Annotated in this window: 18 protein-coding genes; 13 read left to right on the plus strand and 5 right to left on the minus strand. The window is 63.5% G+C overall.

Annotated features, from left to right (window positions below; translation table 11 throughout):
• Nucleotides 1–20 precede the first annotated feature (20 nt).
• Nucleotides 21–371 (plus strand): 50S ribosomal protein L19, encoded by a 351-nt coding sequence (gene rplS / locus AC1RL5_RS07485; protein WP_009047143.1) that lies wholly within the window; start codon nt 21–23, stop codon nt 369–371.
• 58 nt (nt 372–429) lie between these two features.
• Here rplS and AC1RL5_RS07490 read toward each other — a convergent pair whose 3' ends face one another.
• Entirely contained in the window at nt 430–2556 is a 2127-nt protein-coding gene (locus AC1RL5_RS07490) for a DUF4132 domain-containing protein (RefSeq protein WP_492589208.1), read from the minus strand.
• A gap of 324 nt (nt 2557–2880) precedes the next feature.
• Here AC1RL5_RS07490 and AC1RL5_RS07495 point away from each other — a divergent pair, with 324 nt between their 5' ends.
• Complete coding sequence (locus AC1RL5_RS07495) at nt 2881–3294, plus strand: acyl-CoA thioesterase (RefSeq protein WP_019094772.1); 414 nt, start codon at nt 2881–2883, stop codon at nt 3292–3294.
• A gap of 69 nt (nt 3295–3363) precedes the next feature.
• Here AC1RL5_RS07495 and AC1RL5_RS07500 read toward each other — a convergent pair whose 3' ends face one another.
• Nucleotides 3364–5166, minus strand: a complete 1803-nt coding sequence (locus AC1RL5_RS07500) for a cation:proton antiporter (RefSeq protein WP_065364573.1) — start codon at nt 5164–5166, stop codon at nt 3364–3366.
• Between the two features lie 107 nt (nt 5167–5273).
• Here AC1RL5_RS07500 and xerD point away from each other — a divergent pair, with 107 nt between their 5' ends.
• The 6 genes from xerD to AC1RL5_RS07530 all read left to right on the plus strand — a co-directional run bounded on the left by xerD (nt 5274) and on the right by AC1RL5_RS07530 (nt 15060).
• A complete protein-coding gene (xerD, locus tag AC1RL5_RS07505; RefSeq protein ID WP_011059449.1) occupies nt 5274–6170 on the plus strand; it encodes a site-specific tyrosine recombinase XerD in 897 nt (298 codons plus the stop codon).
• Between the two features lie 149 nt (nt 6171–6319).
• The gene (locus tag AC1RL5_RS07510) at nt 6320–7051 is read left to right on the plus strand and encodes a thioredoxin fold domain-containing protein (RefSeq protein ID WP_011059450.1); all 732 of its coding nucleotides are present in this window, start codon (nt 6320–6322) and stop codon (nt 7049–7051) included.
• A gap of 134 nt (nt 7052–7185) precedes the next feature.
• Entirely contained in the window at nt 7186–8490 is a 1305-nt protein-coding gene (locus AC1RL5_RS07515; RefSeq protein WP_011059451.1) for a homoserine dehydrogenase, read from the plus strand.
• 107 nt (nt 8491–8597) lie between these two features.
• The gene (gene thrC, locus AC1RL5_RS07520; protein ID WP_011059452.1) at nt 8598–10007 is read left to right on the plus strand and encodes a threonine synthase; all 1410 of its coding nucleotides are present in this window, start codon (nt 8598–8600) and stop codon (nt 10005–10007) included.
• 100 nt (nt 10008–10107) lie between these two features.
• The gene (locus AC1RL5_RS07525; protein ID WP_207239833.1) at nt 10108–13710 is read left to right on the plus strand and encodes an ATP-binding protein; all 3603 of its coding nucleotides are present in this window, start codon (nt 10108–10110) and stop codon (nt 13708–13710) included.
• A gap of 90 nt (nt 13711–13800) precedes the next feature.
• A complete protein-coding gene (locus AC1RL5_RS07530) occupies nt 13801–15060 on the plus strand; it encodes an EAL domain-containing response regulator (protein ID WP_072451201.1) in 1260 nt (419 codons plus the stop codon).
• Here AC1RL5_RS07530 and AC1RL5_RS07535 read toward each other — a convergent pair.
• Nucleotides 15057–15719: a response regulator gene (locus AC1RL5_RS07535; RefSeq protein WP_093404523.1), complete on the minus strand. Its 663-nt coding sequence runs from the start codon at nt 15717–15719 to the stop codon at nt 15057–15059. The two genes, AC1RL5_RS07530 and AC1RL5_RS07535, sit on opposite strands and share 4 nt — an antisense overlap.
• Nucleotides 15720–15927: 208 nt before the next feature.
• Between AC1RL5_RS07535 and AC1RL5_RS07540 the strand changes: the two genes are divergently transcribed.
• Nucleotides 15928–16215, plus strand: coding sequence for a DUF3509 domain-containing protein (locus AC1RL5_RS07540; RefSeq protein WP_011059456.1), 288 nt, complete (start codon nt 15928–15930; stop codon nt 16213–16215).
• 168 nt (nt 16216–16383) lie between these two features.
• Here AC1RL5_RS07540 and AC1RL5_RS07545 read toward each other — a convergent pair whose 3' ends face one another.
• On the minus strand, nt 16384–17235 hold the full coding sequence (locus AC1RL5_RS07545; protein WP_065364568.1) for a TIGR02285 family protein: 852 nt from the start codon (nt 17233–17235) through the stop codon (nt 16384–16386).
• Nucleotides 17236–17311: 76 nt separating this feature from the next.
• Complete coding sequence (locus tag AC1RL5_RS07550; RefSeq protein WP_093404520.1) at nt 17312–18511, minus strand: CaiB/BaiF CoA transferase family protein; 1200 nt, start codon at nt 18509–18511, stop codon at nt 17312–17314.
• Nucleotides 18512–18831: 320 nt separating this feature from the next.
• On the opposite strand from AC1RL5_RS07550, the gene bacA reads away from it, so the two are divergent.
• From bacA to AC1RL5_RS07570, 4 genes are all read left to right on the plus strand, one after another.
• Nucleotides 18832–19452, plus strand: a complete 621-nt coding sequence (gene bacA, locus AC1RL5_RS07555) for a biofilm formation regulator BacA (RefSeq protein WP_011059459.1) — start codon at nt 18832–18834, stop codon at nt 19450–19452.
• A 15-nt stretch (nt 19453–19467) separates the two neighbouring features.
• Nucleotides 19468–20163, plus strand: a complete 696-nt coding sequence (locus AC1RL5_RS07560; protein WP_123577482.1) for a PspA/IM30 family protein — start codon at nt 19468–19470, stop codon at nt 20161–20163.
• Nucleotides 20164–20229: 66 nt separating this feature from the next.
• Complete coding sequence (locus tag AC1RL5_RS07565; protein ID WP_011059461.1) at nt 20230–20871, plus strand: OB-fold-containig protein; 642 nt, start codon at nt 20230–20232, stop codon at nt 20869–20871.
• A gap of 37 nt (nt 20872–20908) precedes the next feature.
• Nucleotides 20909–22984, plus strand: coding sequence for a flotillin family protein (locus tag AC1RL5_RS07570; RefSeq protein ID WP_011059462.1), 2076 nt, complete (start codon nt 20909–20911; stop codon nt 22982–22984).
• Nucleotides 22985–23086: the final 102 nt, after the last annotated feature.

Raw genomic sequence — 23086 nt, forward strand, 5'->3', positions numbered from 1 at the left:
ATTTACCTTAGGAGCACAGCATGACCAACAAAATCATCCTTGCACTCGAAGCAGAGCAGATGACCAAAGAGATCCCAGCCTTTGCCCCGGGCGACACCATTGTCGTTCAGGTGAAAGTGAAGGAAGGTGATCGTTCCCGTCTGCAGGCGTTCGAAGGCGTAGTTATCGCCAAGCGCAACCGCGGTGTGAACAGCGCGTTCACCGTACGTAAAATCTCCAACGGCGTTGGCGTAGAGCGTACTTTCCAGACCTACAGCCCGCAGATCGACAGCATGGCTGTCAAGCGTCGCGGTGACGTGCGTAAAGCCAAGCTGTACTACCTGCGCGACCTGTCGGGTAAAGCAGCTCGCATCAAGGAAAAACTGGCTTAAGTCCAGCTTCCGATGCAGAAAAAAGCAGCCTACGGGCTGCTTTTTTGTTGCCTGTCATTTAATGCCCGGAGCGGTTCAGCAGGGCGCAGACCGTGTTGGCGATCCGTTCCAGCAGTACCTCGTCATAAGGCAGCCAGGGCAGGGCGGTCAATTTGCCGCTTTGCGCCGCCAGGGCCATCTCCACGGGTTCGCCATCGCGTGTCACGCGCCCGGTGGCCAGATGCACCGCATGGTCGCCGATGCGGACATGGCGCCCCTCCAGCGACAATTTCCCCTCCTCGATAAGTGGGGCGAAAGCCCTGCCCAGCACGTGCTGGCGCATCAGAGCCATCTGGGTGAGGTTGTGCCCGGCCAGCAGGTTCAGGCGTTGCTCGCGCCGGGCTGCCGGCATTTGCGGCAGGGGCTGGCCGGTGGCGCTCTGTGCCAGCTCTTCGATGGCGAAACTGCTGACGCTCACCAGCAGGTCGATGGCCCGGCAGGCTTCTGAAAACACCTGCGGCGGCACATCCTGCAGCAGCATCGGCTGCCAATGTTTATCGGTGCGCCGAGCGAAGCTTGCGCTGCCGGACAGGCAGTGCCCCTGCAGCCCCGGATAGAGTGCAGCGTCCACCGCAAAGCTCACCCGGATATCCCCCAGGTTCCGGCTCAGGCCGCTGTCCCTGTCGATCTTCCAGCCTTCGCGGCGGGCCAGGCCGATCAGGGGGCGGATGGACAGGCTGTATCCGGCGAATACCTGGCAGGTGTGGCTTTCCAGCTCTTGCTGAGAGGCCAGGTAGTACTCGCGAAACACTTGGCGCAGCGGTTGTTCGATCCGGCGTTCGCTGATCAGGGCCTGCCAGGCGTGGCGCTCTGCGGCGTTGGCTGACAGCGGGTGCCATAGCGAAATCCTGCACCCGGCATCCAGGCTCAGCGGTTGGCCCCGGGAGTCTAGCGCTTGCGCATTTGCGTCCAGCAGGAAGCTGCGGCGTTGGCCATCTGTGCAATGGGCAACCCAAACCAGTGAGCGGGCAAAGGGCGAGCCCACGGCGGAGTCCGCCAGTTGCGCTTGCCAGTCGCTGAAAGACAACTCAAAGGCTTGCCACAGCCCGGATTCCAGGCAACTGGCCAGAAGCCCGTGCTGGGCCTTGCCGGGCGTGCTGGTGGGGGCCAGGCGCAGGGCTATCTCGGGGCGTTGGGCCAGGCCGCGTTCGGCAGGTTTGAGGTTGCGGGCGAGTTTTTTCTGGATGCTGGCATGGCGCACCAGGCCCAGGGCGCTGCGCAGTGCCTGCACGCTTTCCGGGGTTGGCACCTGCTCGATGCAATGCCCCAGGGCGATGGCCAGGGACTGCGACGGCGCAGTCTTGGCCTGGGTCGGGGCGACGCAGGCCTTGGGCAGCAAAATGTCCATCAGTGGCGGCAGCCAGGAGGCATCGCGCAGCAGGGCGACCCGCGCGGCGCGGGCGATCACCGGAGTGTCGTCGGTGGTAAAGGCGCCATCGGCCACATAGGGCGTGGCGCCGCTGTGGATGGCGTCCAGGCGCTGGGCTGCGGTATTGAGGATCTGCTGTGAGAATTCGACGTACGCCGCGTCATCCATCAGCACCCTGGCCGGATCGGCGCTCAGGTGATGATGGCCGGTCCAGTACTCGCTGCCGGCCAGGGCCTGCCGTGAGCGAGGCTCCAGTTGCCCAAGCAGTTCGAACTCCTGCCGGGCGTAGGGCGCATCGGCGTAGTGTTGTTCCACGCAACGCCGCAGAGCCATGCGGGTTTCTTCATCCACCCATTGCGCCAGCACGTACGCCTGGTGGTAGTACAGCGCCCACTGTGGGCCCGGTTCCGCAAGGATCCTGCGCAGTTCCTCGGTCAGGGCGGGGCTCGGTGTTCCGCTGAAACAGGCCAATTGTTCCAGCGCTTCCTGCCAGTTCACGCAACTGCGCAGCGCCTCCAGCAGGGTGGTTTGATCGAGGGCCGGGCTCAGCTCCAGTTGCGTGGCCTGTTGCACGATCGCGGTCGCCAGTTGCTGTGCCGCCGGGTTGGCATGGTCGCGCAGGGCCCGGCGGATGGCCGGCCACAGGCTGCCCAATTGAGCGGGCGTCAATGGGCTGATGTCGGGCGGCGGGCCGATGAAGTTCGGATGATCCACTCGGTCGGTGTTCAGGCGTTGTTGCAGGTGTGCGACGAGCGAAGGCGCGAGCGGGGCATCCATGGCGGCGGGTCTCCTTTTTCAGTGCGCGGATAATCGCATTTTTTATCGCCGGTTGTGGCCTCTGGCCCCTGGCGGGTTCTTTCGGCCCCTGCCGGGCGGCGATATACTCGCCGGCCCAATAAAGTGTGATCGCCCGATCCGTGCAGCCCGCACGGACGCCCAGGGTGCGTCGCATCCTCCCGGCAATCCTGGCCTGGTTCTATCCACAGGCGGGCCGCCCCGATTATTCCCATCAAGCCTTGGGTCGCTGCCCTGCAGCGCTCATGGGCGTTCCATGCCCGCAGCGTGCCCGTGCGCGGATCCATCCATTCAGGCAGTAGTCCGATGACCCTTCGTGAGCAAGAAATCCAGCGCCGTACCGAACTCTCGGTGACCCGCGTGACCAAGGCGGTATTCCCGTCCACCACCAATCATCACAACACCCTGTTCGGCGGCACTGCCCTGGCCTGGATGGACGAGGTTTCGTTTATCGCCGCGACCCGTTTCTGCCGGCTGCCGCTGGTGACGGTGTCCACCGACCGCATTGATTTCAACCATCCGATTGCCGCAGGTTCGATCGTCGAATTGGTGGGGCGAGTGGTGAAGGTGGGTAACACCAGCCTCAAGGTCGAAGTCGAGGTGTTTGTAGAGAGCATGAGCTGTGATGGTCGGGAAAAGGCCATCCATGGCTTGTTCAGCTTTGTCGCCATCGACGATGACAAGCGCCCGGTGCCGGTGCTTCCAGGGTTTGCGACGTAGGAGCCGGCGTGCCGGCGAATAAGCCATCGGGCCTCTTCGCTGGCAAACCAGTTCCTGCAAGGGGGAGCGTTACAGGGACTCGGGCTGGATCAGGGCCAGCAGCGTCCAGCCTGCCGCCGGCTTGAGGCTGCTGTCTGGGGTGACGACATGCACCCAGCCGCTACTGTCGCGGGCAAACAGCAGGGTGGCGCGTTCGCCGTGCAGGGCCTGGTAATCGTCCCAGCCAAAGGCTTCGGTCAGGTTGGTGCTGTACAGCTCCGCGCCCTGGCCCAGCAGGCTGGCCAGCTTGGTGTAGGTCAAGGCCTCGCTGCCCAGCAACTGGCCGCGGTGTTCGTGGCTGGCCCGGTGCTTGTCGGTGCGCCGGCTTTCCTGGCTGTTGGCCAGGGCGAACAGGCGCTGGTGGCCGAAGTCGTGGCGAAAGCGCATGGCGGCCAGGGTGTTCAGCTCTCCTGAGGGCGAGAGTGCAAGCAAGTGGCCCAGGCCCACCAGGTCCAGATGGGCATCGGCGTGCTGCGAGGCCGGGTTGCCGAAATAGGTGGGCAGCCCTTCCATGCGCGCCGCGCGAATGTTTTCCCAGCTGGAGTCGGTCAACAGCACCCGGCTGCCCAGTTGCTGCAAGGCTTTGCCAAGGGTCCGTGCCGGGCCGTTGGCGCCGACGATGAGAAAGCCGCTGGGCGCCGGCTCGGCGACTTTCAACAGGCGCGCCAGGGGGCGAGCCGTGGCGCTTTGCAGGACCACGGTGCCGATGATCACGGCAAAGGTCAGTGGCACCAGCAGCAATGCCCCCTCATGACCGGCTTCATCCAGGCGGATGGCGAAGATCGCCGACACCGCTGCGGCAACAATCCCCCGTGGGGCAATCCACGCCAGCAAGGCGCGTTCACGCCAGTTGAGGCTCGACCCGGCCGTGGACAGCAGCACGTTCAGTGGCCGGGCGATGAACTGGATCACCAGCAGCAGGATCAGCACCAGCGGGCCCAGGGCTATCAGCGCCTTGAGGTCCAGGCGTGCCGCCAGGAGGATGAACAGCCCGGAAATCAGCAGCACGCTGAGGTTTTCCTTGAAGTGCAGGATGTGCCGCACATCCACGCCCTTCATGTTGGCCATCCACATGCCCATCAGGGTCACCGCCAGCAGCCCGGATTCGTGCATCACCTGGTTGGAAGCGATGAAGATTCCCAGCACTGCCGCCAGGGTTGCCAGGTTGTGCAGGTATTCCGGCAGCCACTGGCGGCGCATGATGCTGCCCAGCACCCAGCCGCCGGCGATGCCGAACAGACTGCCGCACAGGATCACCCCGCCAAAGGTCAGCAGGCTCTGGCTCAGGCCGGCGCCCTCGGCGCTGGCGATGATGAAGCTGTAGACCACCACTGCCAGCAGGGCGCCGATAGGGTCGATGACGATGCCTTCCCAGCGCAGGATATTGGCGATCGAAGCCTTGGGCCGCACTACCCGCAGCATGGGCACGATCACCGTCGGTCCGGTGACCAGGGTCAGGGTGCCGAACAGCAGGGCCAGCATCCAGTCGAAGCCCAGCAGCCAGTGGGTGGCCAGGGTGATCACGGCCCAGGTGGACAGCGCGCCGATGGTCACCAGGCGGTGCACCACACTGCCGATCTCGCGCCACTCGGAGAGGTGCAGGGTCAGGCTGCCTTCGAACAGGATCAGCGCCACCGCCAGCGAAACCAGGGGCATCAGCAGCGGGCCGAACATCTCCTGCGGGTCGAGCCAGCCCAGTATCGGCCCGGCCAGAATGCCGCTGAGCAACAGAAAGAGAATGGCCGGCAGTTTCAGCCTCCAGGCCAGCCACTGGCAGCCCAGCGCGGCCACGCCGATGCCGCCGAAGGCCAGTAGAATCTGTTGTTCACTCATCAATGCACCCTGTTCCTGAAAATGGCTGGCTATGAAAGACTAGCGACCCTGCGCGCAGTTCACTATTTTTTTACGCCTGGCCTCTGGGCCGCGCTTTTCGAGTCTTTATGCCTGCCATCGACCACCCCCTGATCGACCGTTTTCTCGACGCCCTGTGGTTGGAGAAAGGCCTGTCCGACAACACGCGCGACGCCTATCGCAGTGACCTGGCGTTGTTCAACGGCTGGTTGCAGGAGCAGGGGCTGGAGTTGCCGCGGGCCGGGCGCGAGCTGATCCTCGATCACCTGGCCTGGCGCGTGGAGCAAGCCTACAAGCCTCGCTCGACAGCGCGATTCCTCTCGGGCGTGCGTGGTTTCTATCGCTATCTGCTGCGGGAAAAGCTGATTGAAATCGATCCCACCTTGCAGATCGACATGCCGCAACTGGGGCGTCCGTTGCCCAAGTCGCTGTCGGAGGCGGATGTGGAAGCGCTGTTGGCCGCGCCGGACCTGAGCGAGGCCATCGGCCAGCGCGACCGGGCCATGCTCGAAGTGCTCTATGCCTGCGGCCTGCGGGTTACCGAGCTGATCAGCCTGACCCTGGAGCAGGTCAACCTGCGCCAGGGCGTGCTGCGGGTCATGGGCAAGGGCAGCAAGGAGCGCCTGGTGCCCATGGGCGAGGAGGCGATTGTCTGGGTCGAGCGCTACATGCGTGATGCCCGTGCCGAGCTGCTGGGCGGGCGCCCCAGCGACGTGCTGTTCCCCAGCCTGCGTGGCGAGCAGATGACCCGCCAGACCTTCTGGCATCGGATCAAGCACCAGGCCAAGGTCGCCGGGATCGGCAAGGCGCTGTCGCCCCACACCTTGCGCCATGCCTTCGCTACCCATCTGCTCAATCACGGCGCAGACTTGCGAGTGGTGCAGATGCTGTTGGGCCATAGCGATCTGTCCACCACCCAGATCTATACCCATGTGGCCCGCGCCCGGCTGCAGGATCTGCACGCCAAGCACCATCCGCGCGGTTGATTTGCCTTCCGGGCCGTGCTTTGCGTCGCCCGTAGTCGGTGCCGGCAAACAGATGTGATAGGCTTTGCCGGTTTGCAAAACGGCTGTTTGCGAGCGGTTGCCATGGTGATCGCTGCGAGTGGCCCATTTGCCCGCCTTCAGGAGTTCCCATGCGCTTGACCCAGATTTTTGCCGCCGCCTCCCTGGCGCTGCTCAGCACTTTTGCCATGGCCGATGACAGTGCCGAGAAAGCCATCCGCAAGAGCCTCGAGACCCTGCAGCTCGAAACGCCTGTGGAAAGCATTACCGCCAGCCCCATGGGTGGCCTGTACGAAGTCAAGCTCAAGGGCAGCCGCGTGCTGTACGCCAGCGCCGACGGCCAGTTCGTGGTCCAGGGCTACCTGTTCCAGCTCAAGGATGGCAAGCCGGTCAACCTCACCGAAAAAACCGAGCGCCTGGGCATTTCCAAGTTGATCAACGGCATTCCGGTCGCGGAAACTGTGGTCTATCCAGCCATTGGCGAGACCAAGACCCACATCACCGTATTCACCGACACCACCTGCCCGTACTGCCACAAGCTGCACGCCGAAGTGCCCGAGCTGAACAAGCTGGGTGTGGAAGTGCGCTACGTGGCGTTCCCGCGCCAGGGCCTGGGCTCGCCGGGTGACGAACAGCTGCAGGCGGTCTGGTGCTCGGCGGACAAGAAAGCCGCGATGGACAAGATGGTCGACGGCAAGGAAATCAAGGCCGCCAAGTGCGCCAACCCGGTGTCCAAGCAATTCGCCCTGGGCCAGTCGATCGGTGTCAACGGCACCCCGGCCATCGTTCTGGCCGATGGCCAGGTGATTCCCGGCTACCAGCCGGCACCGCAGATCGCCAAACTGGCCCTGGGTGCGAAATAATCCTGCATCGTCACGCTAGCCTTTGACGATCATGGCCCGCCGGCCAAGCCGGCGGGCCATTAATAGAGAGCCGCGCAGTTTGCGGCTGTATTCCACGGCCGGCCTAGAGTCGGCCGTTTTATGGGGAGTTCAGAGTGAATCCGGTCAAAGTAGGCATCTGTGGGCTGGGTACTGTCGGTGGCGGTACCCTAAACGTACTTCAGCGCAACGCCGAGGAGATTGCCCGCCGTGCCGGGCGTGGAATCGAAGTAGCGCAGATTGCTACCCGTACGCCAAAGCCGCAGTTCCAAACGACCGGTATTGCGATTACCAACGATGTCTTCGCCGTGGCCACCAACCCTGAAATCGATATCGTCATCGAGCTGGTGGGCGGCTACACCGTGGCCCGTGACCTGGTGCTCAAGGCCATCGAGAACGGCAAGCACGTGGTCACCGCGAACAAGGCGCTGATCGCCGTGCACGGCAACGAAATCTTCGCCAAGGCCCAGGAGAAGGGCGTGATCGTGGCCTTCGAAGCCGCCGTGGCCGGTGGCATCCCGGTGATCAAGGCGATCCGCGAAGGCCTGTCGGCCAACCGCATCAACTGGCTGGCGGGGATCATCAACGGCACCGGTAACTTCATCCTCTCGGAAATGCGCGAGAAGGGCCGCACCTTTGAAGACGTGCTTGCCGAAGCCCAGGCCCTGGGCTACGCCGAGGCCGACCCGACCTTCGACGTCGAAGGCATCGATGCCGCGCACAAGCTGACCATCCTGGCGTCCATCGCCTTTGGTATCCCGCTGCAGTTCGACAAGGCCTACACCGAAGGCATCACCAAGCTCACCACCGCCGACGTGAACTACGCCGAGGCCCTGGGCTACCGCATCAAGCACCTGGGTGTGGCGCGCCGCACCGAGGCCGGTATCGAGCTGCGGGTGCACCCGACCCTGATTCCGGCCGATCGCCTGATCGCCAACGTCAACGGTGTGATGAACGCGGTCATGGTCAATGGCGATGCCGCCGGTTCGACCCTGTTCTACGGCGCCGGCGCGGGCATGGAGCCGACCGCTTCCTCGGTGGTGGCCGACCTGGTGGACGTGGTTCGCGCCATGACCAGTGATCCGGAAAACCGCGTGCCGCACCTGGCGTTCCAGCCTGACTCGCTATCGGATCATCCTATCCTGCCGATCGAGTCCTGCGAGAGCGCCTACTACCTGCGCATCCAGGCCAAGGATCACCCGGGCGTACTGGCCCAGGTGGCGAGCATTCTTTCCGAGCGCGGCATCAACATCGAATCGATCATGCAGAAGGAAGTGGAAGAGCAGGACGGCCTGGTGCCGATGATCCTGCTGACCCACCGTGTTCTGGAGCAGCACATCAACGATGCGATCACCGCCCTGGAGGCCCTGCAGGGCGTCGTTGGCCCGGTGGTGCGTATCCGCGTCGAACATTTGAATTAATGAAGCAGCCGCAAGTGGCAAGCGGCAAGCGCCAAGTCAGAAGCTGATCGGCTTTGACTTGAGGCTTGAAGCTTGCGGCTTGAGGCTCAAACCGAAGGTTTGTCCCCATGCGCTATATCAGTACTCGTGGCCAGGCACCGGCCCTGAATTTCGAAGATGTGCTGCTGGCAGGTCTGGCCAGCGACGGCGGTCTCTATGTGCCGGAGAACCTGCCGCGTTTCACTCAGGAAGAAATCGCTTCCTGGGCTGGCCTGCCGTATCACGAGCTGGCGTTCCGGGTCATGCGCCCGTTCGTCACCGGCAGCATTCCGGACGCCGATTTCAAGAAGATCCTTGAAGAAACCTACGGCGCCTTCTCCCACAACGCCATTGCGCCGCTGCGCCAGCTCAACGGCAACGAGTGGGTGCTGGAGCTGTTCCATGGCCCGACCCTGGCATTCAAGGACTTCGCCCTGCAGCTGCTGGGTCGCCTGCTGGACTACGTGCTGGAGAAGCGCGGCGAGCGCGTGGTGATCATCGGTGCCACCTCCGGTGACACCGGCTCGGCGGCCATCGAAGGCTGCAAGCGTTGCGACAACGTCGACATCTTCATCCTGCATCCGCACAACCGTGTATCGGAAGTGCAGCGCCGGCAGATGACCACCATCCTCGGCGAGAACATCCACAACATCGCCATCGAAGGCAACTTCGACGACTGCCAGGAAATGGTCAAGGCCAGCTTCGCCGACCAGGGCTTCCTCAAGGGCACTCGCCTGGTGGCGGTGAACTCGATCAACTGGGCGCGGATCATGGCCCAGATCGTCTACTACTTCCACGCGGCCCTGCAGTTGGGCGGCCCGGCACGTTCCATCGCGTTCTCGGTGCCCACCGGCAACTTCGGCGACATCTTCGCCGGCTACCTGGCGCGCAACATGGGCCTGCCGATCAGCCAACTGATCGTCGCCACCAACCGCAACGACATCCTGCACCGCTTCATGAGCGGCAATCAGTACGTCAAGGAAACCCTGCACGCGACCCTGTCGCCGTCCATGGACATCATGGTCTCGTCGAACTTCGAGCGCCTGCTGTTCGACCTGCACGGTCGCAACGGCGCGGCCCTGGCGGCCTTGATGGACAGCTTCAAGCAGGGCGGCGGTTTCAGCGTCGAACAGGATCGCTGGACCGAAGCGCGCAAGCTGTTCGACTCCCTGGCGGTGAACGACGAGCAGACCTGCGAAACCATCGCCGAAGTCTTCGCCCAGACCGGCGAAGTGCTGGACCCGCACACCGCGATCGGGGTCAAGGCCGCCCGTGAATGCCGGCGCAGCCTGGATACACCCATGGTGGTCCTGGGCACCGCGCACCCGGTCAAGTTCCCGGATGCGGTGGAAAAGGCCGGTGTCGGCAAGGCTCTGGAGCTGCCGGCGCACCTGTCCGACCTGTTCCAGCGTGAAGAGCGCTGCACGGTCCTGGCCAACGACCTGAAAGCGGTGCAGGCTTTTGTCAGCCAGCACGGCAATCGTGGCAAGCCGCTCTGATTCATTGGCTTTGCCGACTAACAAGCCCGTCTTCTGACGGGCTTTGTTTTTTCTTGCCCCAGTGGCATGAGTGTGGCTCGCAAGACGTCGGGAGGCCCGGATGATTCGCCGTCGAACCTATCGGAAACTGCCCGTCCAGCGCTGGCTGTGCGGGCCTGTGCTGGTCTGTGCAATATTCGCTTGGGCGGCACCTGCCTACGCCGCTCAGAACCTGTCTTTCAAGTTGGTGCCGGCCTTTGTCGATCTCGACCCCTTGCCCCTGGCTCCCGCCGAGCAGCGATGGCTGAAAAGCCACCGGACCCTAAGGGTGGGGATTTCCATCGATGACTACCAGCCCATCGACATCACTCGCGACCGTAACCGTTACCAGGGCATCAGCGCCGATTACCTGAGCCTGGTGGGCGAGCGCCTGGGGACGTCCATGGAGGTCGTGGGCTTTTCCGAGCGCGAGCAGGCGGTGGAAGCGCTGCGCAACGGCGCCATCGATGTGCTGACCAGTGCCAACGGCTATGAGCGCGGGGCGCCGGGGCTGCGTTTTACCAGTGACTACATGCCGGACCTGGCGGTGGTCGTGGTGCGTCGGGACGAGCCGCAGCCCAGTGACGACCTGGCGGGCAAGAAGGTGGTACTGCTGGACGGCTACGCCAATGCCGCCCAGGTCCATGCGGCCTATCCCGACAGCCAGATCATGCTTTCACCGAACCTCTACAGCGGCCTGGAAGCGGTGAAGCAGGGGGATGCCGACGCCTTCATCGGCAACGAGGTGATCGTTCGCGCCTACAAGGCCCTGCGTCCCTACCTGGGGTTGCAGATCCACGTGGAAAGCCGCCTGCCGCCCACCGGCTTTGCCTTCGCCACCCGCGACAGCAATGTGCTGCTGGCGCAGTTGCTGGAAAAGGCCCTGCAAAGCATCGATGAATCCATACGCCGGGAAATCCAGGCACGCTGGACCACTGGCCTTGGGGCGAGCAACTTCGCCGAGCCGATCGAGCTCAGCGCCCAGGAACAGGCCTGGATCCTCCAGCACCAGCATGTGGTGGTGGCCTCCCAGCAATACCCGCCCCATGTGTTCAAGGACAAGGAAGGCCAGTGGACCGGCCTCAATATCGATCTGCTCAACCGTATCTCGCGCATGACCGGTCTGCATTTCGTGCAGAAGGAAAGCCAGACTACTGCCCAGACTCTGGAACTGCTGGAAAGCGGGCAGGCGCAGATGAACACCACCCTCACGGCCAGCGACGACCGGCGGTTGTTCCTGAACTTCTCCCATGCCTTCGGCGGCGCGGCGTGGGTGTTCGTGGTGCGTCCCGAGGACCGGCGCCTGAGCAGCCTGAGGCAGATGGCGGGGGAGGTGCTGGTGCTTCCGGCCCGGCACACCCTGGAGAGCTTTATCCGGCGCAACTACCCGGACATTCGCCTGCGCAGCGTTGCCAGCTATGAAGAGGCCCGGGCCCTGGTCAGCAATGGCGAGGCCATGGCGACTATCCAGAGCGAGGTGCAAGCCCTGGGGCCGGCCGAGACCGGGGTGATGGTAGGGCGCAGTGTCGAGGGCACCTGGTCGGCCGACGAATTTTCCGTGCGCAAGGACCAGCCCGAGCTGTTGAGCATTCTCAACAAGGCACTGGAAGCCTTGCCGGTAGCGGAGCTCAGCGCTCTGCGCCTGAAATGGCTGGGGGCTACGCCAGTGCCGGTGCCTGCCTGGCAGCGCGTGCCGAACTGGGTGTATTGGGCGATTGCCACAGCGCTGCTGTTCGGCCTGATTTCCCTGGCCTGGAACAGTCGACTCAAGCGCCAGATCCAGCAGCGATTGCTGGCCGAACAGCGGCTCAATGATCAACTGGTGTTCAAGCGGGCCTTGCTCGACGGTATTCCCAACCCGATTTTCGTGCGCGACCTGCAGGGGCGTTTGATCACCTGCAACAAGAGTTATGAACAGCAATTGGGCACCAGCCTGGCGCAGATCCAGGGGCGGCAACTGACCGAACTGGACATCCTGCCGCCGGCCACCGCCCAGCAGTTGCATGGTGAGTTCATGCAGTTGCTGGCCTCCGGTGAGTCGGTGTTCGCCGACCGACAGGTGGAGTCCAGGGATGGCCCTATCGATGTCTATCAGTGGGCAGTGCCGTTCTACAGCGCAGAAGGGCAGTTGCAGGGCTTGCTGGGCGGCTGGATCGACATCACCGAGCGCAAGCGCCTGGAGAACCAACTGGTGGAGGCGCGCCAGGCGGCCGATCAGGCCAACGCGGCGAAGACGGCTTTCCTGTCCACCATGAGCCACGAGATCCGCACACCGATGACCGCCATCCTTGGCCTGCTGGAGCTGGAGAAAGAGCAGGCGCGGCTGCGCGGCGTGCCCTTTTCCGAAGCCCTGCGGGTGGCTTACCAGTCTGCCCAGGAATTGATCGGCCTGATGGGCGATAGCCTGGACCTGGCCAAGATCGAGGCCGGGTATATGCACCTGGTGCCCCAGGTCACCGCCCTCAAGCCGTTTTTCGAGAGTATCCGGCAGTTGTTCGAGGTCACGGCGCGCAACCAGGGCGTGCAGTTGCAGCTGGTGTTCAGTGAGCGGGCCAAGGGCCGTTATCTGTTCGACCCGGCGCGCCTGCGCCAGGTACTGCACAACCTGTTGAGCAACGCGCTGAAATTCACCGCCCAGGGCGAGGTGCGGATGACGGTGGAGTGCCAGCCTGACGAGTCCGGCCTTGAGTGCCTGCGCGTCAGCGTTGCGGACACCGGCCGCGGTATCAGCGCCGAGCAGCAGGCCAAGCTGTTCACGCCCTTTGTCCAGGCCGATGCCATGACCTCGTCAGCCTACGGCGGCACGGGGCTGGGGCTGAGTATCTGCCGGCAACTGGTGGAGCTGATGGGCGGGCGGATTCACCTGCTCAGCGAGCCTGGGGTCGGCACTGTGGTGTCGCTGGAGTTGTACCTGGAGCGGGTCAGTGACGATTTCGAGTCTGGGCCGGCGTCGACGCAGGAACGTCCGCCGAGCCGGAGCATGGAGGTGCTGGTGGTGGATGACTTGAGCGCCAACCGCATGGTCCTGTGCCAGCAACTGATGTTCCTCGGGCACCGGGTAGTGGCCTGTGACAATGCCCGGGAGGCGTTGCAGCAATGGCGTGGCGGCACCTTCGACGTGGTGATGACCGACTGCAACATGCCGGAGATGAGCGGCTACGCCCTGGCCGAGGCGATACGCCAGGCCGAGGCACAGGAAGGGCGCGGGCGTTGTCCGGTGATCGGCTGCACCGCCAATGCCTTCGAAGACGAGCGCGAGCGCTGCGAGGAGGCCGGAATGGATCAACTGCTGGTCAAGCCGGTAACCCTGGATCAGTTGGCCCAGGCCCTGGCGCGCTTCCTGCCGCCGCCATCCTTCAACATCCAGACCTTGCGCAGCATGACCCAGGCCGACGACCAGGTGCTGCAACGCATGCTGCACGAGTTGTTGCGCAACCTCGCCGAGGAGCAGCAGGCGCTGGAAGCGGCGCACCAGGCCCGCGACCGGGAACGCCTAGGGGGTACCCTGCATCGGCTCAAGGGCGTGTGCTGCCTGATCGATGCCCTGCCCCTGGCCAGGGCCTGTATCGAGCTCGAGGGGCTGGTCAAGGGGCGCCAGGACGAGGCCATCGATCGTCATTGGCCATTGTTGCTGGAGGTCATCGCCAGCTTGCGCAGTGATATCCAGGCTGTCCTGGATGATTAAGACTTGTCCTATGTGTGCGTAGGAATTGTCTGATTAACCTGCCGGCTCGTTGTGGATACTTGCCACGCACGTCGTACCGGAGGTTGCCCCATGCATTCGCTTAAAGTGCTGATTCTCGAAGATAACTCGTTCCAGCTGATGGCCCTGCACCAGATGCTCAACGCCAATGGCGTGTTCAATGTGCTGACCGCCGAGAGTGTCGAGGCCGCGCGGCGTTCGCTGGACAGCAAGGGGCCGGTGGATATCGCCATCTGCGACCTGTACCTGGAGCAGGCCGACGGGCTGGAGTTGATCCGTGACCTGGCCCGCCAGGAGCGGGCCCGGGCGCTGATCATCCTCAGCGATGCTGAAGAGGATGTGCTGGAGGGGGCGGCCGGCATGGCCCGGGAGCTGGGCCTGAAAGTGCTGGGCTGCCTGCCCAAGCCGGCCTCGGTGGCGGTGATCGGCGACTTGCTCACCGCCTACCAGCAGCACTCCAGGCAGGGGGCGCCGGCGCCGGACCAGGCGTTGCTGCGGGACTTGCTCGGGCTGGAGCCGTTTTCCCTCGACAGCGTCACCCAGGAGGAAGGGCTGGCGGCGATCCTGGGCCACGGCGTGGCGCATTTCCAGCCGGTCATCCAGCCCCACGGCGAGCTCCAGGGGGTCGAGGCCCTGGCCCGCTGGCAGCACCCCGAACGCGGGCTGCTGATGCCCGGGGAGTTTCTGCCATTGATCGAGTTCGCCGGCCTGCAGGAGATCTTTACCTGGCACATGCTGGAACAGGCCCTGGAGCTGGCGGCCGGGGTGAAGCTGGTGATGGGCCATTCGTTGCCGGTGGCAGTGAACATTCCCATCGGCATCCTTGAACGGCCGCTGTTTCCCCGTCAGTTGGAGGCCTTGCTCAGGCGTTTCGAAGTGCCCGCCCGGCTGCTGACCCTGGAAATCATCGACACCACCCGGCTACAGACCGATACCGCCCATGTGGAGGCGCTGCTGCGTCTGCGGATGATCGGCTGCAAATTGTCCATCGGCGACTTCGGCATCGGCGGCACCAGCCTGCAGCGCCTGTTGGAACTGCCCTTTACCGAGTTGAAGATTCCCCCGGTGTTCGTGGCGGGCATGGCGGCCGACGAGCGCAAGGTGGCCCTGGTCGGTGGGGCGATGAACATGGCCCGGCGCATGTCCCTGGGAGTGGTGGTGGCCGGAATCGAGAGCGAGGCCGACTATAAGGCGGCCAAGGCCCTGGGGGCGGCCCATCTGCAGGGCTGCTTCCTGGCCGGGCCGATGAGCGCTGCCCAGATGCGCCAGTGGCTGGCGCAGGCGCTGGACCGGGGTGCTGAGGGGGCTGGCGCTGAGGGCCTGTGTGCCTAGGACAGCCCGTGCTCCTGCACGTAGATGTACAGCGCGGCTTCGCTGGACAGGCCGAGCTTGCGCATGGCACTGACCTTCTGCGCACTGACGGTCTGCTTGCTGCGGTTGAGTTGCGCGGCAATTTCCCCGACCGCATGGCCAGCGGCCAACAGGCGGATCACTTCCAGCTCCCGCGGCGACAACTGATCGCTGGAAACCAGGCGGTCCGGCCCCACTTCGCCGGCCAGGCTCAGGGCCTGCTTGATGGCCTGGGCGATGTAGGGCTTGTGTTGCCGCGCCCGGGCGATGGCGGTCGGCAGCTCGTCCGCCAGGCTGGCCTTGCTCAGCAGGCCCCTCACTCCCAGATCGAGGATCGAGCGGAACAGCCCGGGGTGGTTGAGCATGGTCACCACCACGATGGGCAGGTCGGGGTGGCGGCGGCGCAGCTGTTCGATCAGGCGCAGGCCGTCGTTCTGCTGTTCGGCTGGCATCATGAAATCCGTCACCAGCACATCGCATTCGATCTCCTGCATCAGTTGCGCCAGGGCGGAGGGCGAGCTGGCCTCGCCGACGATGGCCAGGCTGTCGTCCTGTTCCAGGACGGCGCGCAGGCCAATGAGGAAGATCGGGTGGTCGTCGGCAAGGATGATGCGCAATTTGTTGTTCGTCGTTGCTTTCAAAGCTGAGCTCCAATGCAAGGGCGGCGTTGTTTGCGCCTGGTCGGCCGTTTTTCAGCTGTCATATTACCCGTGCATGCTCGGTTGACTCAGGTCGGCAGCAGTAGGTGTGGCGAACTTTCTTTTCTGAGCGATGGTCACTTGAATGTCAGAAAGCTACCGGCATTTTTGTTTTCGAACCTTTAATTCGAGCTATTGAGTGGTGATCTAGATGGAAAGTATCAGTCTTTTATTGAGTGAGGCCCTGAGCCCTTACCAGGTTGCTCTGACGCCTTGCGGGGCTCGGGGCGAATGCCTGGTGACCTTGAAGAATGCTGCCGGCGCCATCGTGGTGGAGCGTGAGGTCAATCGGGCCCAGCTCACTGACAAGCGCCTGCTCACTGATGTGGTGGACGGCCTGCACCGTGATGTGCTGATCGCCGAAGGCCGGCTCGAACCCTGCGTGATCGCTGCTCTGCGCCATGCCGCCGAAGACAAGGCGTTCGCCCGGCGCAATTGATCTGAAATTTTACGGAACCTTCCGCCAGGCCCGTCAGTCAGACTCAGTATCAGCAGGATCAGGCATTGTGCTCCGGTGCTTGTGGCCTGCTGGTACGGGTCTGCAAAGACCACGTTTAACCCCGAGTCGTCTCCCCACTTCTCGGGGTTTCTTTTTGCCCGGCGTTTGTCAGTGGTCCTTCAGGTCCTGGAAGTAGGCCCGGGCATCGGCGCGGTATTCATCGCGCATTCCGGGGTCCAGCCAGGCGGCATACAACTCCACCAGTCGCTCCTCGCGCAGCTTGAGCAGGGCCTGGTTGATCCGGGTGATGGCTTTGCGGCCCTGCGGGGTATCGGAGCAGCCGACGTGGATTTCCTGATACTTGCTGGTGCCTTCGACCGGGTAGAACTCCAGATCCTGCGGGTCCATGCCCTGCTGCACGGCCTGGTAGCGGATTTCCGGCCAGTAGCCCAACAGCAGTTGCAGGCGTCCCAGGCGCTGCATCTGCAGCAGGCTGCCCAGGGCGTCGTTGCCGTAGTGGGCGCGGATCTGCTGCGGAGCAACCTGCTGCAGCAGGTTGTCGAGCTGTTGCCCGTAGCTGCGCTCGGCCACCACCCCGATCAGTTCCTTGCCACTGTCGAGCAGGCCATGCAGGTCGACCTTGCCGTCATGGATGAAGTGCGCGATCTGTTCACGGTCGGCACGGCGGATCGCCAGGCCATTGCTCAGCACTCGAAAGCTGGTGATGGAAAAGGCCACCCATTGCGCACGCTCCTTGTTCCAGATCAGCGCCGGATCACAGGTGAAGCTGGGGTCGCGCAACATCTGCATGCCCCGGGCGCGATTGACCCGTACCAGTTCGTGCTGGTACTCCGGCAGGCTGGCAATCAATTGCGGCATCAGCAGGTCGACCACTCCTCGATCTTTTTGCTGGCCCTCGAAAATATTCAGCGGCGGCAGGTCGCGCAGCAGCCAGGTGAGCATTTCGCCGGCGTGGCCGGGGGCGCAGGGCAGCCACAGCAGGCAAGTCGCGAGCGCCATCGTCAACCGGCCAAGGCCTGGCCTCGGGCGTCGCTGGGCCCGTTGCGGGGGGGCAGTGTGAGACGGCTGTTTCAGCTTAGATTGCCCCAGAGTTGCGCAGGTCCTTGATCTGCTCGCTGCTGTAGCCCAGGCCGGCCAGAACTTCGCTGGAATGTTCGCCGAGCTCGGGGCCGACCCAGTCGGCCGAGCCCGGAGTCTGCGAGAGCTTTGGCACGATGCCGGGCATCTTGAAGGCCTTGCCGTCCGGCAGCCTGGCCTGGAGGAACATTTCCCGGGCGAGGAATTGCGGGTCGTGGAACATGTCCTCGGCGCTGAAGATCCGGCTCGCCGGGACTTCGGCCTGGTTCAACTGCTCCAGCACCTGCTCCAGGGGCAGGGACGCCACCCAGCGATCGATCACCCCATAGAGTTCGTCGCGGCGGGTGTCGCGCCCGTCGTTGCTGGCCAGGGCCGGGTCATTGGCCAGGTCCTCACGGCCGATCAGGAGCATGAAGCGCTTGAAGATCGCATCGCCGTTGGCGCCGATCTGCACGTGCTTGTCGTCGGCACTGGTGTGGATCGACGAAGGGGTGATGCCGGGCATGATGTTGCCACTTCGTTCGCGGATGAAACCGAATACATCGAACTCCGGAACCATGCTTTCCATCATGGCGAAGATCGCCTCGTACAGCGCCACGTCCACCACCTGCCCCTGGCCGCCGTTGACCTCGCGGTGACGCAGCGCCATCAGCGCGCCGATCACCCCCCACAGGGCAGCGATGGAGTCGCCGATGGAGATTCCGGTGCGCACCGGTGGGCGGTCCTCGAAACCGGTGATGTAGCGCAGGCCGCCCATGGATTCGCCCACCGCGCCGAAGCCCGGCTGGTCCTTCATCGGCCCGGTCTGGCCAAAGCCCGATAGCCGCACCATCACCAGTTTGGGGTTCAGGGCGTGCAGCACGTCCCAGCCCAGGCCGAGTTTTTCCAGCACGCCGGGGCGAAAGTTCTCGATCAGGATGTCCGCTTCGCCCAGCAGTTGCTTGAGCACCGCCAGGCCTTCCGGGTGCTTGAGGTTCAGGGTCAGGGACTTCTTGTTGCGTGCCTGGACGAACCACCACAGCGAGGTGCCTTCATACAGCTTGCGCCACTTGCGCAGCGGATCGCCGCCATCGGGTGACTCGACCTTGATCACCTCGGCACCGAACTCGGCGCAGATGCGCGAGGCGAAAGGGCCGGCGATCAGGGTGCCGAGTTCTATCACTTTCAATCCGGCGAGGGGCTTGCTGAGGCTGGTCATGGGGCATCCGCTGGGCAGGAAAATCCGCCTAGCCTAGACCATTGGTCGCCATTAAGGCAGCGCCTGACGCCTGCCTTTGCCGATTATTTCCCGCTCGGGCCAAGGATTATTGTGCTTCTCATTCCATTGGGCGGCAGGGTTTAATGACGCCGCTTGAAAAAAGAGCAGTTGCGAAAGCTGTAAAAGGGTCTATGCAGCGATGGACGCCTTGCGGCTGTTTGCCGAGCGATCTTCCTGATATTTCTTGTTACAAATGTCGCCTGTAAATTTTACATGTGATGAATTGAAAACCTTACATGTGATGTTTTAGTCTCTGCGCCATGGAAAACAAATCCTCAGCCCATTACCAACGTTTATTCCGCCAGCGCCTGCGTGATCAGGGCTTGGTGAAAAAGGAAGTCTGGATACTGCCGGAGAACGCCCAGGCGTTGCTGGCGGTTGAACGCAAACTGCGTCAGCCCTCAGAAGGGCTGGCTCCTGTGGAAAAGGATGGAGAAATGAGCATGCCGCAGATCTGGAATGCCCGATCGCTGTGCCAGGCCCTGGTAGCCACCGAGTTGTTCAGCAGTGGCGAAGCCAGCGTTGAACTGCTGGAGGGTGCCGAGCCGAGCTTGCACGTGACCATGCGCGAATACGGCGACCTGCCGTTGTTCGTGGCCCTGTCCGGCGAGCAGATCCTGGTGGAGGCGCTGCTGTGGCCGCAAAGCGAAGTGACCGATGTGGCCGCGTTCAACGAGGAAGTGTTGCTCAGCCGCCAGTTGTTCCCGCTGTCGAGCATCGGCCTGGAAACCCGTTTTGGCGGTGAGCGCCACTACATGATGTACGGCGCCCTGAGCGCAACCTCGATTCTCTCCAACGTGCTCTACGAGATCGAAACCCTGGCCAGCAACGTGATCAGGGCAACCGAGGCCTACGAAGGCTACCTGAAGGCTCAGGCCTGACCTGGAGGAATGCACATGAACGTATGGAGCAAGCTGCTCACCGCGCTGCGCGGTGGTGCCAATGAGGCGGGCGAGGCCCTGGTGGACAGCCAGGCCCTGAGGATTCTCGATCAGGAGATCCGCGACGCCGATCAGGAGCTGCGCAAGTCCAAGGAAGCCCTGGCCGAGATCATGGCCCGGCAGAAACTCGCCGCCGAGCGCGCCAACGGCAGCGCGGCCAAGGTCGCCGAGTATGAAAGCTACGCCCTCAAGGCCCTGGAGGCGGGGAACGAAACCCTTGCCCAGGAAGTGGCGCAAAAGATCGCCAACCTGGAAAATGACTTGGCCGTGGAGCGTGAGCAGGCCGATGGTTTTGCCACCAGCGTCGCGCAGTTGCGCAAGGCCGTGACCCAGGCCGAGGGCAATATCAAGCATTTGAAACAACAGGTGGATACCGTCAAGGCCACCGAAAGCGTGCAGAAGGCCCAGCAGGCCGTGGCCCAGCGCTACGGCGGCTCCCAGAGCAAGCTGCACACCGCCGTGGAGTCCCTGGAGCGGATCAAGCAGAAGCAGGCCGAGCGCGCGGCAAAGATGGACGCCGCGGCCGAGCTGGCCAATACCAGCAGCCCGGACGATGCCCTGGATGCCAAGCTGCGTGAAGCCGGGATTGTTGCCGGCAGCACCAGCGCCGACAGTGTGCTGGCGCGCCTCAAGGACCGTAGCAAGTCCTGATTCACCGTTGTGTTGTAGGGGCGGGGCCGCCTGGCCTTGCCCGGCTTTTTCAGGGATAGGAAAGCAATGGAAATCTTCCTGCAGACAGTGTTGTCGTTCCCCACAGTGCTGTTCAGCTTCATGCTCTGCCTGGCCGTGATCTACTGGGCCGTGGTGGCCATGGGCATGCTTGAAGTCGACCTGCTGGACTTCGAGGCCGACTCGCTGCTCGACAGTGCCCACGCCGGCGAAGGCCTGGCCGGGCTACTGATCAAGTTCAAGCTCAACGGGGTGCCGGTCACCCTGGTGCTGACCCTGCTGATGTTCTTCAGCTGGTTCCTGACCTATTTCGCCGAACTCTACGTGCTCAGCCACTTGCCCCTGGGTTGGCTGCGCTACCCCCTGGGCCTGTTGCTGGCGGTGCTCGCATTGTTCCTGGCAGCGCCCATCAGCGCGACGATCTGTCGTCCGCTGCGCCCGCTGTTTCTCAAGATGGAGGCCACCAGCAGCAAGTCGGTGCTGGGGCAGACGGCTGTGGTACGCAGCGGCAGAGTCACCCTGGAACATGGCGAAGCCGTGCTCGAGGACGGCGGCGCGGGCCTGATCCTGCGTGTGCGTGCCGATGAGGCACGAGCTTTCAAACGCGGCGATCGCGTCGTGTTACTGGAGTATCTGGAGGCGCAACACGCCTATCGGGTCATTACAGAGGACGAGTTTCGCGGCCTCTGAGCCCGGGCTCCCTCAAGAATCAAAGGAGATTGATTGCATGAATTTACCGTCGCTGCTGCCCATCCTGCTCGGGATCGGCCTCGTCGTCCTGGTGGTCTTCGGCCTGTTGGCCCTGTTCAAGGCCTTCTATATCAAGGTTCCCCAAGGCACGGCGTTGATTGTCAACGACATGTCCTCGACCCCCAAGGTGCATTTCACCGGTGCCCTGGTGTACCCGGTCATCCACCTCAAGGAGTTCATGCGCATCTCGCTGATCACCCTGGAAGTCGACCGTCGGGCCAAGGACGGGCTGATCTGCCGCGACAACATGCGCGCCGACATCACCGTGGCCTTCTACCTGCGGGTCAATGAAACCCAGGAAGACGTGCTCAAGGTGGCCAAGGCCATCGGTGTCGACCGTGCCTCTGACCGCGCCGCGGTCAACGAACTGTTCAACGCCAAGTTCTCCGAAGCGCTGAAAACCGTGGGCAAGCAGTTCGATTTCGTCCAGCTGTTCGAGAACCGCCAGGACTTCCGCGACCGCATCATCGAGATCATCGGCAACGACCTCAACGGCTATGTGCTGGAAGACGTGGCCATCGACTACCTGGAGCAGACCGCCAAGCACTCCCTGGACCCGAGCAACATTCTCGACGCCGAGGGTATCCGCAAGATCACCGAGCTGACCGCGGCGCAGAACGTCATCACCAACGAACTGGAGCGCAACCAGGAACTGGCGATCCAGAAGAAGAACGTCGAGACCCGCGAAGCCTCGCTGTCCCTCGAACGCCAGCAGGCCGATGCCGAAGCCCGGCAGAAGCGCGAGATCGAAACCATCCGTGCTCGCGAGGAAGCCGAGACTGCCAAGGTCAAGGAAGAAGAGCGTCTGAAGGCCGAACAGGCACGCATTCAGTCCCAGCAGGAAATCGACGTGCGCACCGAGAACCATCAGCGCGAAGTCGAAGTGGCCCAGCAGAACCGCCAGCGTGCGGTGGTCATCGAAGTCGAGAAAGTCACCCGCGCCAAGGACCTGGAAGTGGTGGCCCGCGAGCGTGAAGTGGAACTGCAACGCATCGAGAAAGAAAAGGCTCTGGAAGAACAGCGCAAGAACATCGCCACAGTGATCCGTGAGCGGGTAGCGGTGGAGAAGACCGTGGCCCAGGAGGAAGAGCGGATCAAGGAAGTGCGCGAAGTCTCCGAAGCCGAGCGCGCCAAGCAAGTGGTGGTGATCCAGGCCCAGGCCGAAGCCGAGCAGGACCTGGTGCGCCAGGTGAAGCAGGCCGAAGCCGACGAGACCCGTTCCAAGCACAAGGCCGTGGAAATCAACAACCTGGCCCAGGCCGAACTGGAAGCCGCGGCCAAGCAGGCCGAAGCCAAGAAACGCCTGGCCGAAGGCCTGGAAGCCGAGCGCGCCGCGCCTGGCCTGGCCGATGCCCGGGTGCTGGAAATCACCGCAGCGGCCCAGGAAAAAGAAGGCCTGGCCCAGGCTCGCGTACGCACCGAGCAGCTGATTGCCGAAGCCCGTGGCGAGCAGGAAAAAGGCCTGGCCGACGCCCGCATCATGGAAGCCCAGGCGGCTGCCAAAGAGAAGGACGGCCTGGCAGAAGCCAAGGTCATGGAAGAGAAGCTCGGTGCCCAGGCCCGTGGCGAAGAACAGTTGGGCGCGGCCAAGGCCAAGGCCACCAAGGACCTGGGTTCGGCCGAAGCCGAAGTGCTGCTGCAGCGCCTGAACGCCGAGGCCGAAGGCCTGGGCAAGAAGTTCGGTGCCCTGGACTCCCTCAGCGACAGCGCGCGGTCCCACGAAGAGTTCCGCATGCAACTGGAGAAGAACTTCGAGGAAGCGATGGCCGCCATCGCCGCCAACAAGGAAATCGCCAAGGACCAGGCCGAAGTGCTGTCGGCTGCCCTCAGCAAGGCCAAGATCGAGATCGTCGGCGGCGAAGGCGACTTCTTCAATTCCTTCGCCAAGTCGCTGTCGGTGGGCAAGGCCATCGAGGGCGTGGTGGGCAAGAGCCCGGTGGTCCAGGACGTGCTGGCACGCCTGCTCAATGGCAAGGGCGCTCCGGCCGTAGCCGCTGAGCTGGCCGCCGCTGCCGTTACGCGCAAGGCCGACGCTCCGTCTGCCGAAGCCTGAAATGCCTGACCACAGCTGATTCGCCAGCCCTCGCCTGATCCTGTAGCCGTCGTTTTTATCGACGGCTGCAGGGCAGGTGTCAGGCGGCGGGTTTCAGCTGGC

The organism is Pseudomonas sp. GW822-FHT06D10 (assembly GCF_058799535.1).

Excerpts from the sequence above, each read along its gene's own strand:
- AC1RL5_RS07495 (WP_019094772.1), top strand. The coding sequence starts at position 2,881 with ATGACCCTTCGTGAGCAAGAAATCCAGCGCCGTACCGAACTCTCGGTG.
- AC1RL5_RS07545 (WP_065364568.1), bottom strand. The coding sequence starts at position 17,235 with ATGGCGCTCGCGACTTGCCTGCTGTGGCTGCCCTGCGCCCCCGGCCAC.
- AC1RL5_RS07560 (WP_123577482.1), top strand. The coding sequence starts at position 19,468 with ATGAACGTATGGAGCAAGCTGCTCACCGCGCTGCGCGGTGGTGCCAAT.
- AC1RL5_RS07525 (WP_207239833.1), top strand. The coding sequence starts at position 10,108 with ATGATTCGCCGTCGAACCTATCGGAAACTGCCCGTCCAGCGCTGGCTG.
- AC1RL5_RS07490 (WP_492589208.1), bottom strand. The coding sequence starts at position 2,556 with ATGGATGCCCCGCTCGCGCCTTCGCTCGTCGCACACCTGCAACAACGC.
- AC1RL5_RS07510 (WP_011059450.1), top strand. The coding sequence starts at position 6,320 with ATGCGCTTGACCCAGATTTTTGCCGCCGCCTCCCTGGCGCTGCTCAGC.
- bacA (WP_011059459.1), top strand. The coding sequence starts at position 18,832 with ATGGAAAACAAATCCTCAGCCCATTACCAACGTTTATTCCGCCAGCGC.
- AC1RL5_RS07570 (WP_011059462.1), top strand. The coding sequence starts at position 20,909 with ATGAATTTACCGTCGCTGCTGCCCATCCTGCTCGGGATCGGCCTCGTC.
- xerD (WP_011059449.1), top strand. The coding sequence starts at position 5,274 with ATGCCTGCCATCGACCACCCCCTGATCGACCGTTTTCTCGACGCCCTG.
- AC1RL5_RS07500 (WP_065364573.1), bottom strand. The coding sequence starts at position 5,166 with ATGAGTGAACAACAGATTCTACTGGCCTTCGGCGGCATCGGCGTGGCC.
- AC1RL5_RS07540 (WP_011059456.1), top strand. The coding sequence starts at position 15,928 with ATGGAAAGTATCAGTCTTTTATTGAGTGAGGCCCTGAGCCCTTACCAG.
- AC1RL5_RS07565 (WP_011059461.1), top strand. The coding sequence starts at position 20,230 with ATGGAAATCTTCCTGCAGACAGTGTTGTCGTTCCCCACAGTGCTGTTC.
- AC1RL5_RS07530 (WP_072451201.1), top strand. The coding sequence starts at position 13,801 with ATGCATTCGCTTAAAGTGCTGATTCTCGAAGATAACTCGTTCCAGCTG.
- rplS (WP_009047143.1), top strand. The coding sequence starts at position 21 with ATGACCAACAAAATCATCCTTGCACTCGAAGCAGAGCAGATGACCAAA.
- thrC (WP_011059452.1), top strand. The coding sequence starts at position 8,598 with ATGCGCTATATCAGTACTCGTGGCCAGGCACCGGCCCTGAATTTCGAA.
- AC1RL5_RS07550 (WP_093404520.1), bottom strand. The coding sequence starts at position 18,511 with ATGACCAGCCTCAGCAAGCCCCTCGCCGGATTGAAAGTGATAGAACTC.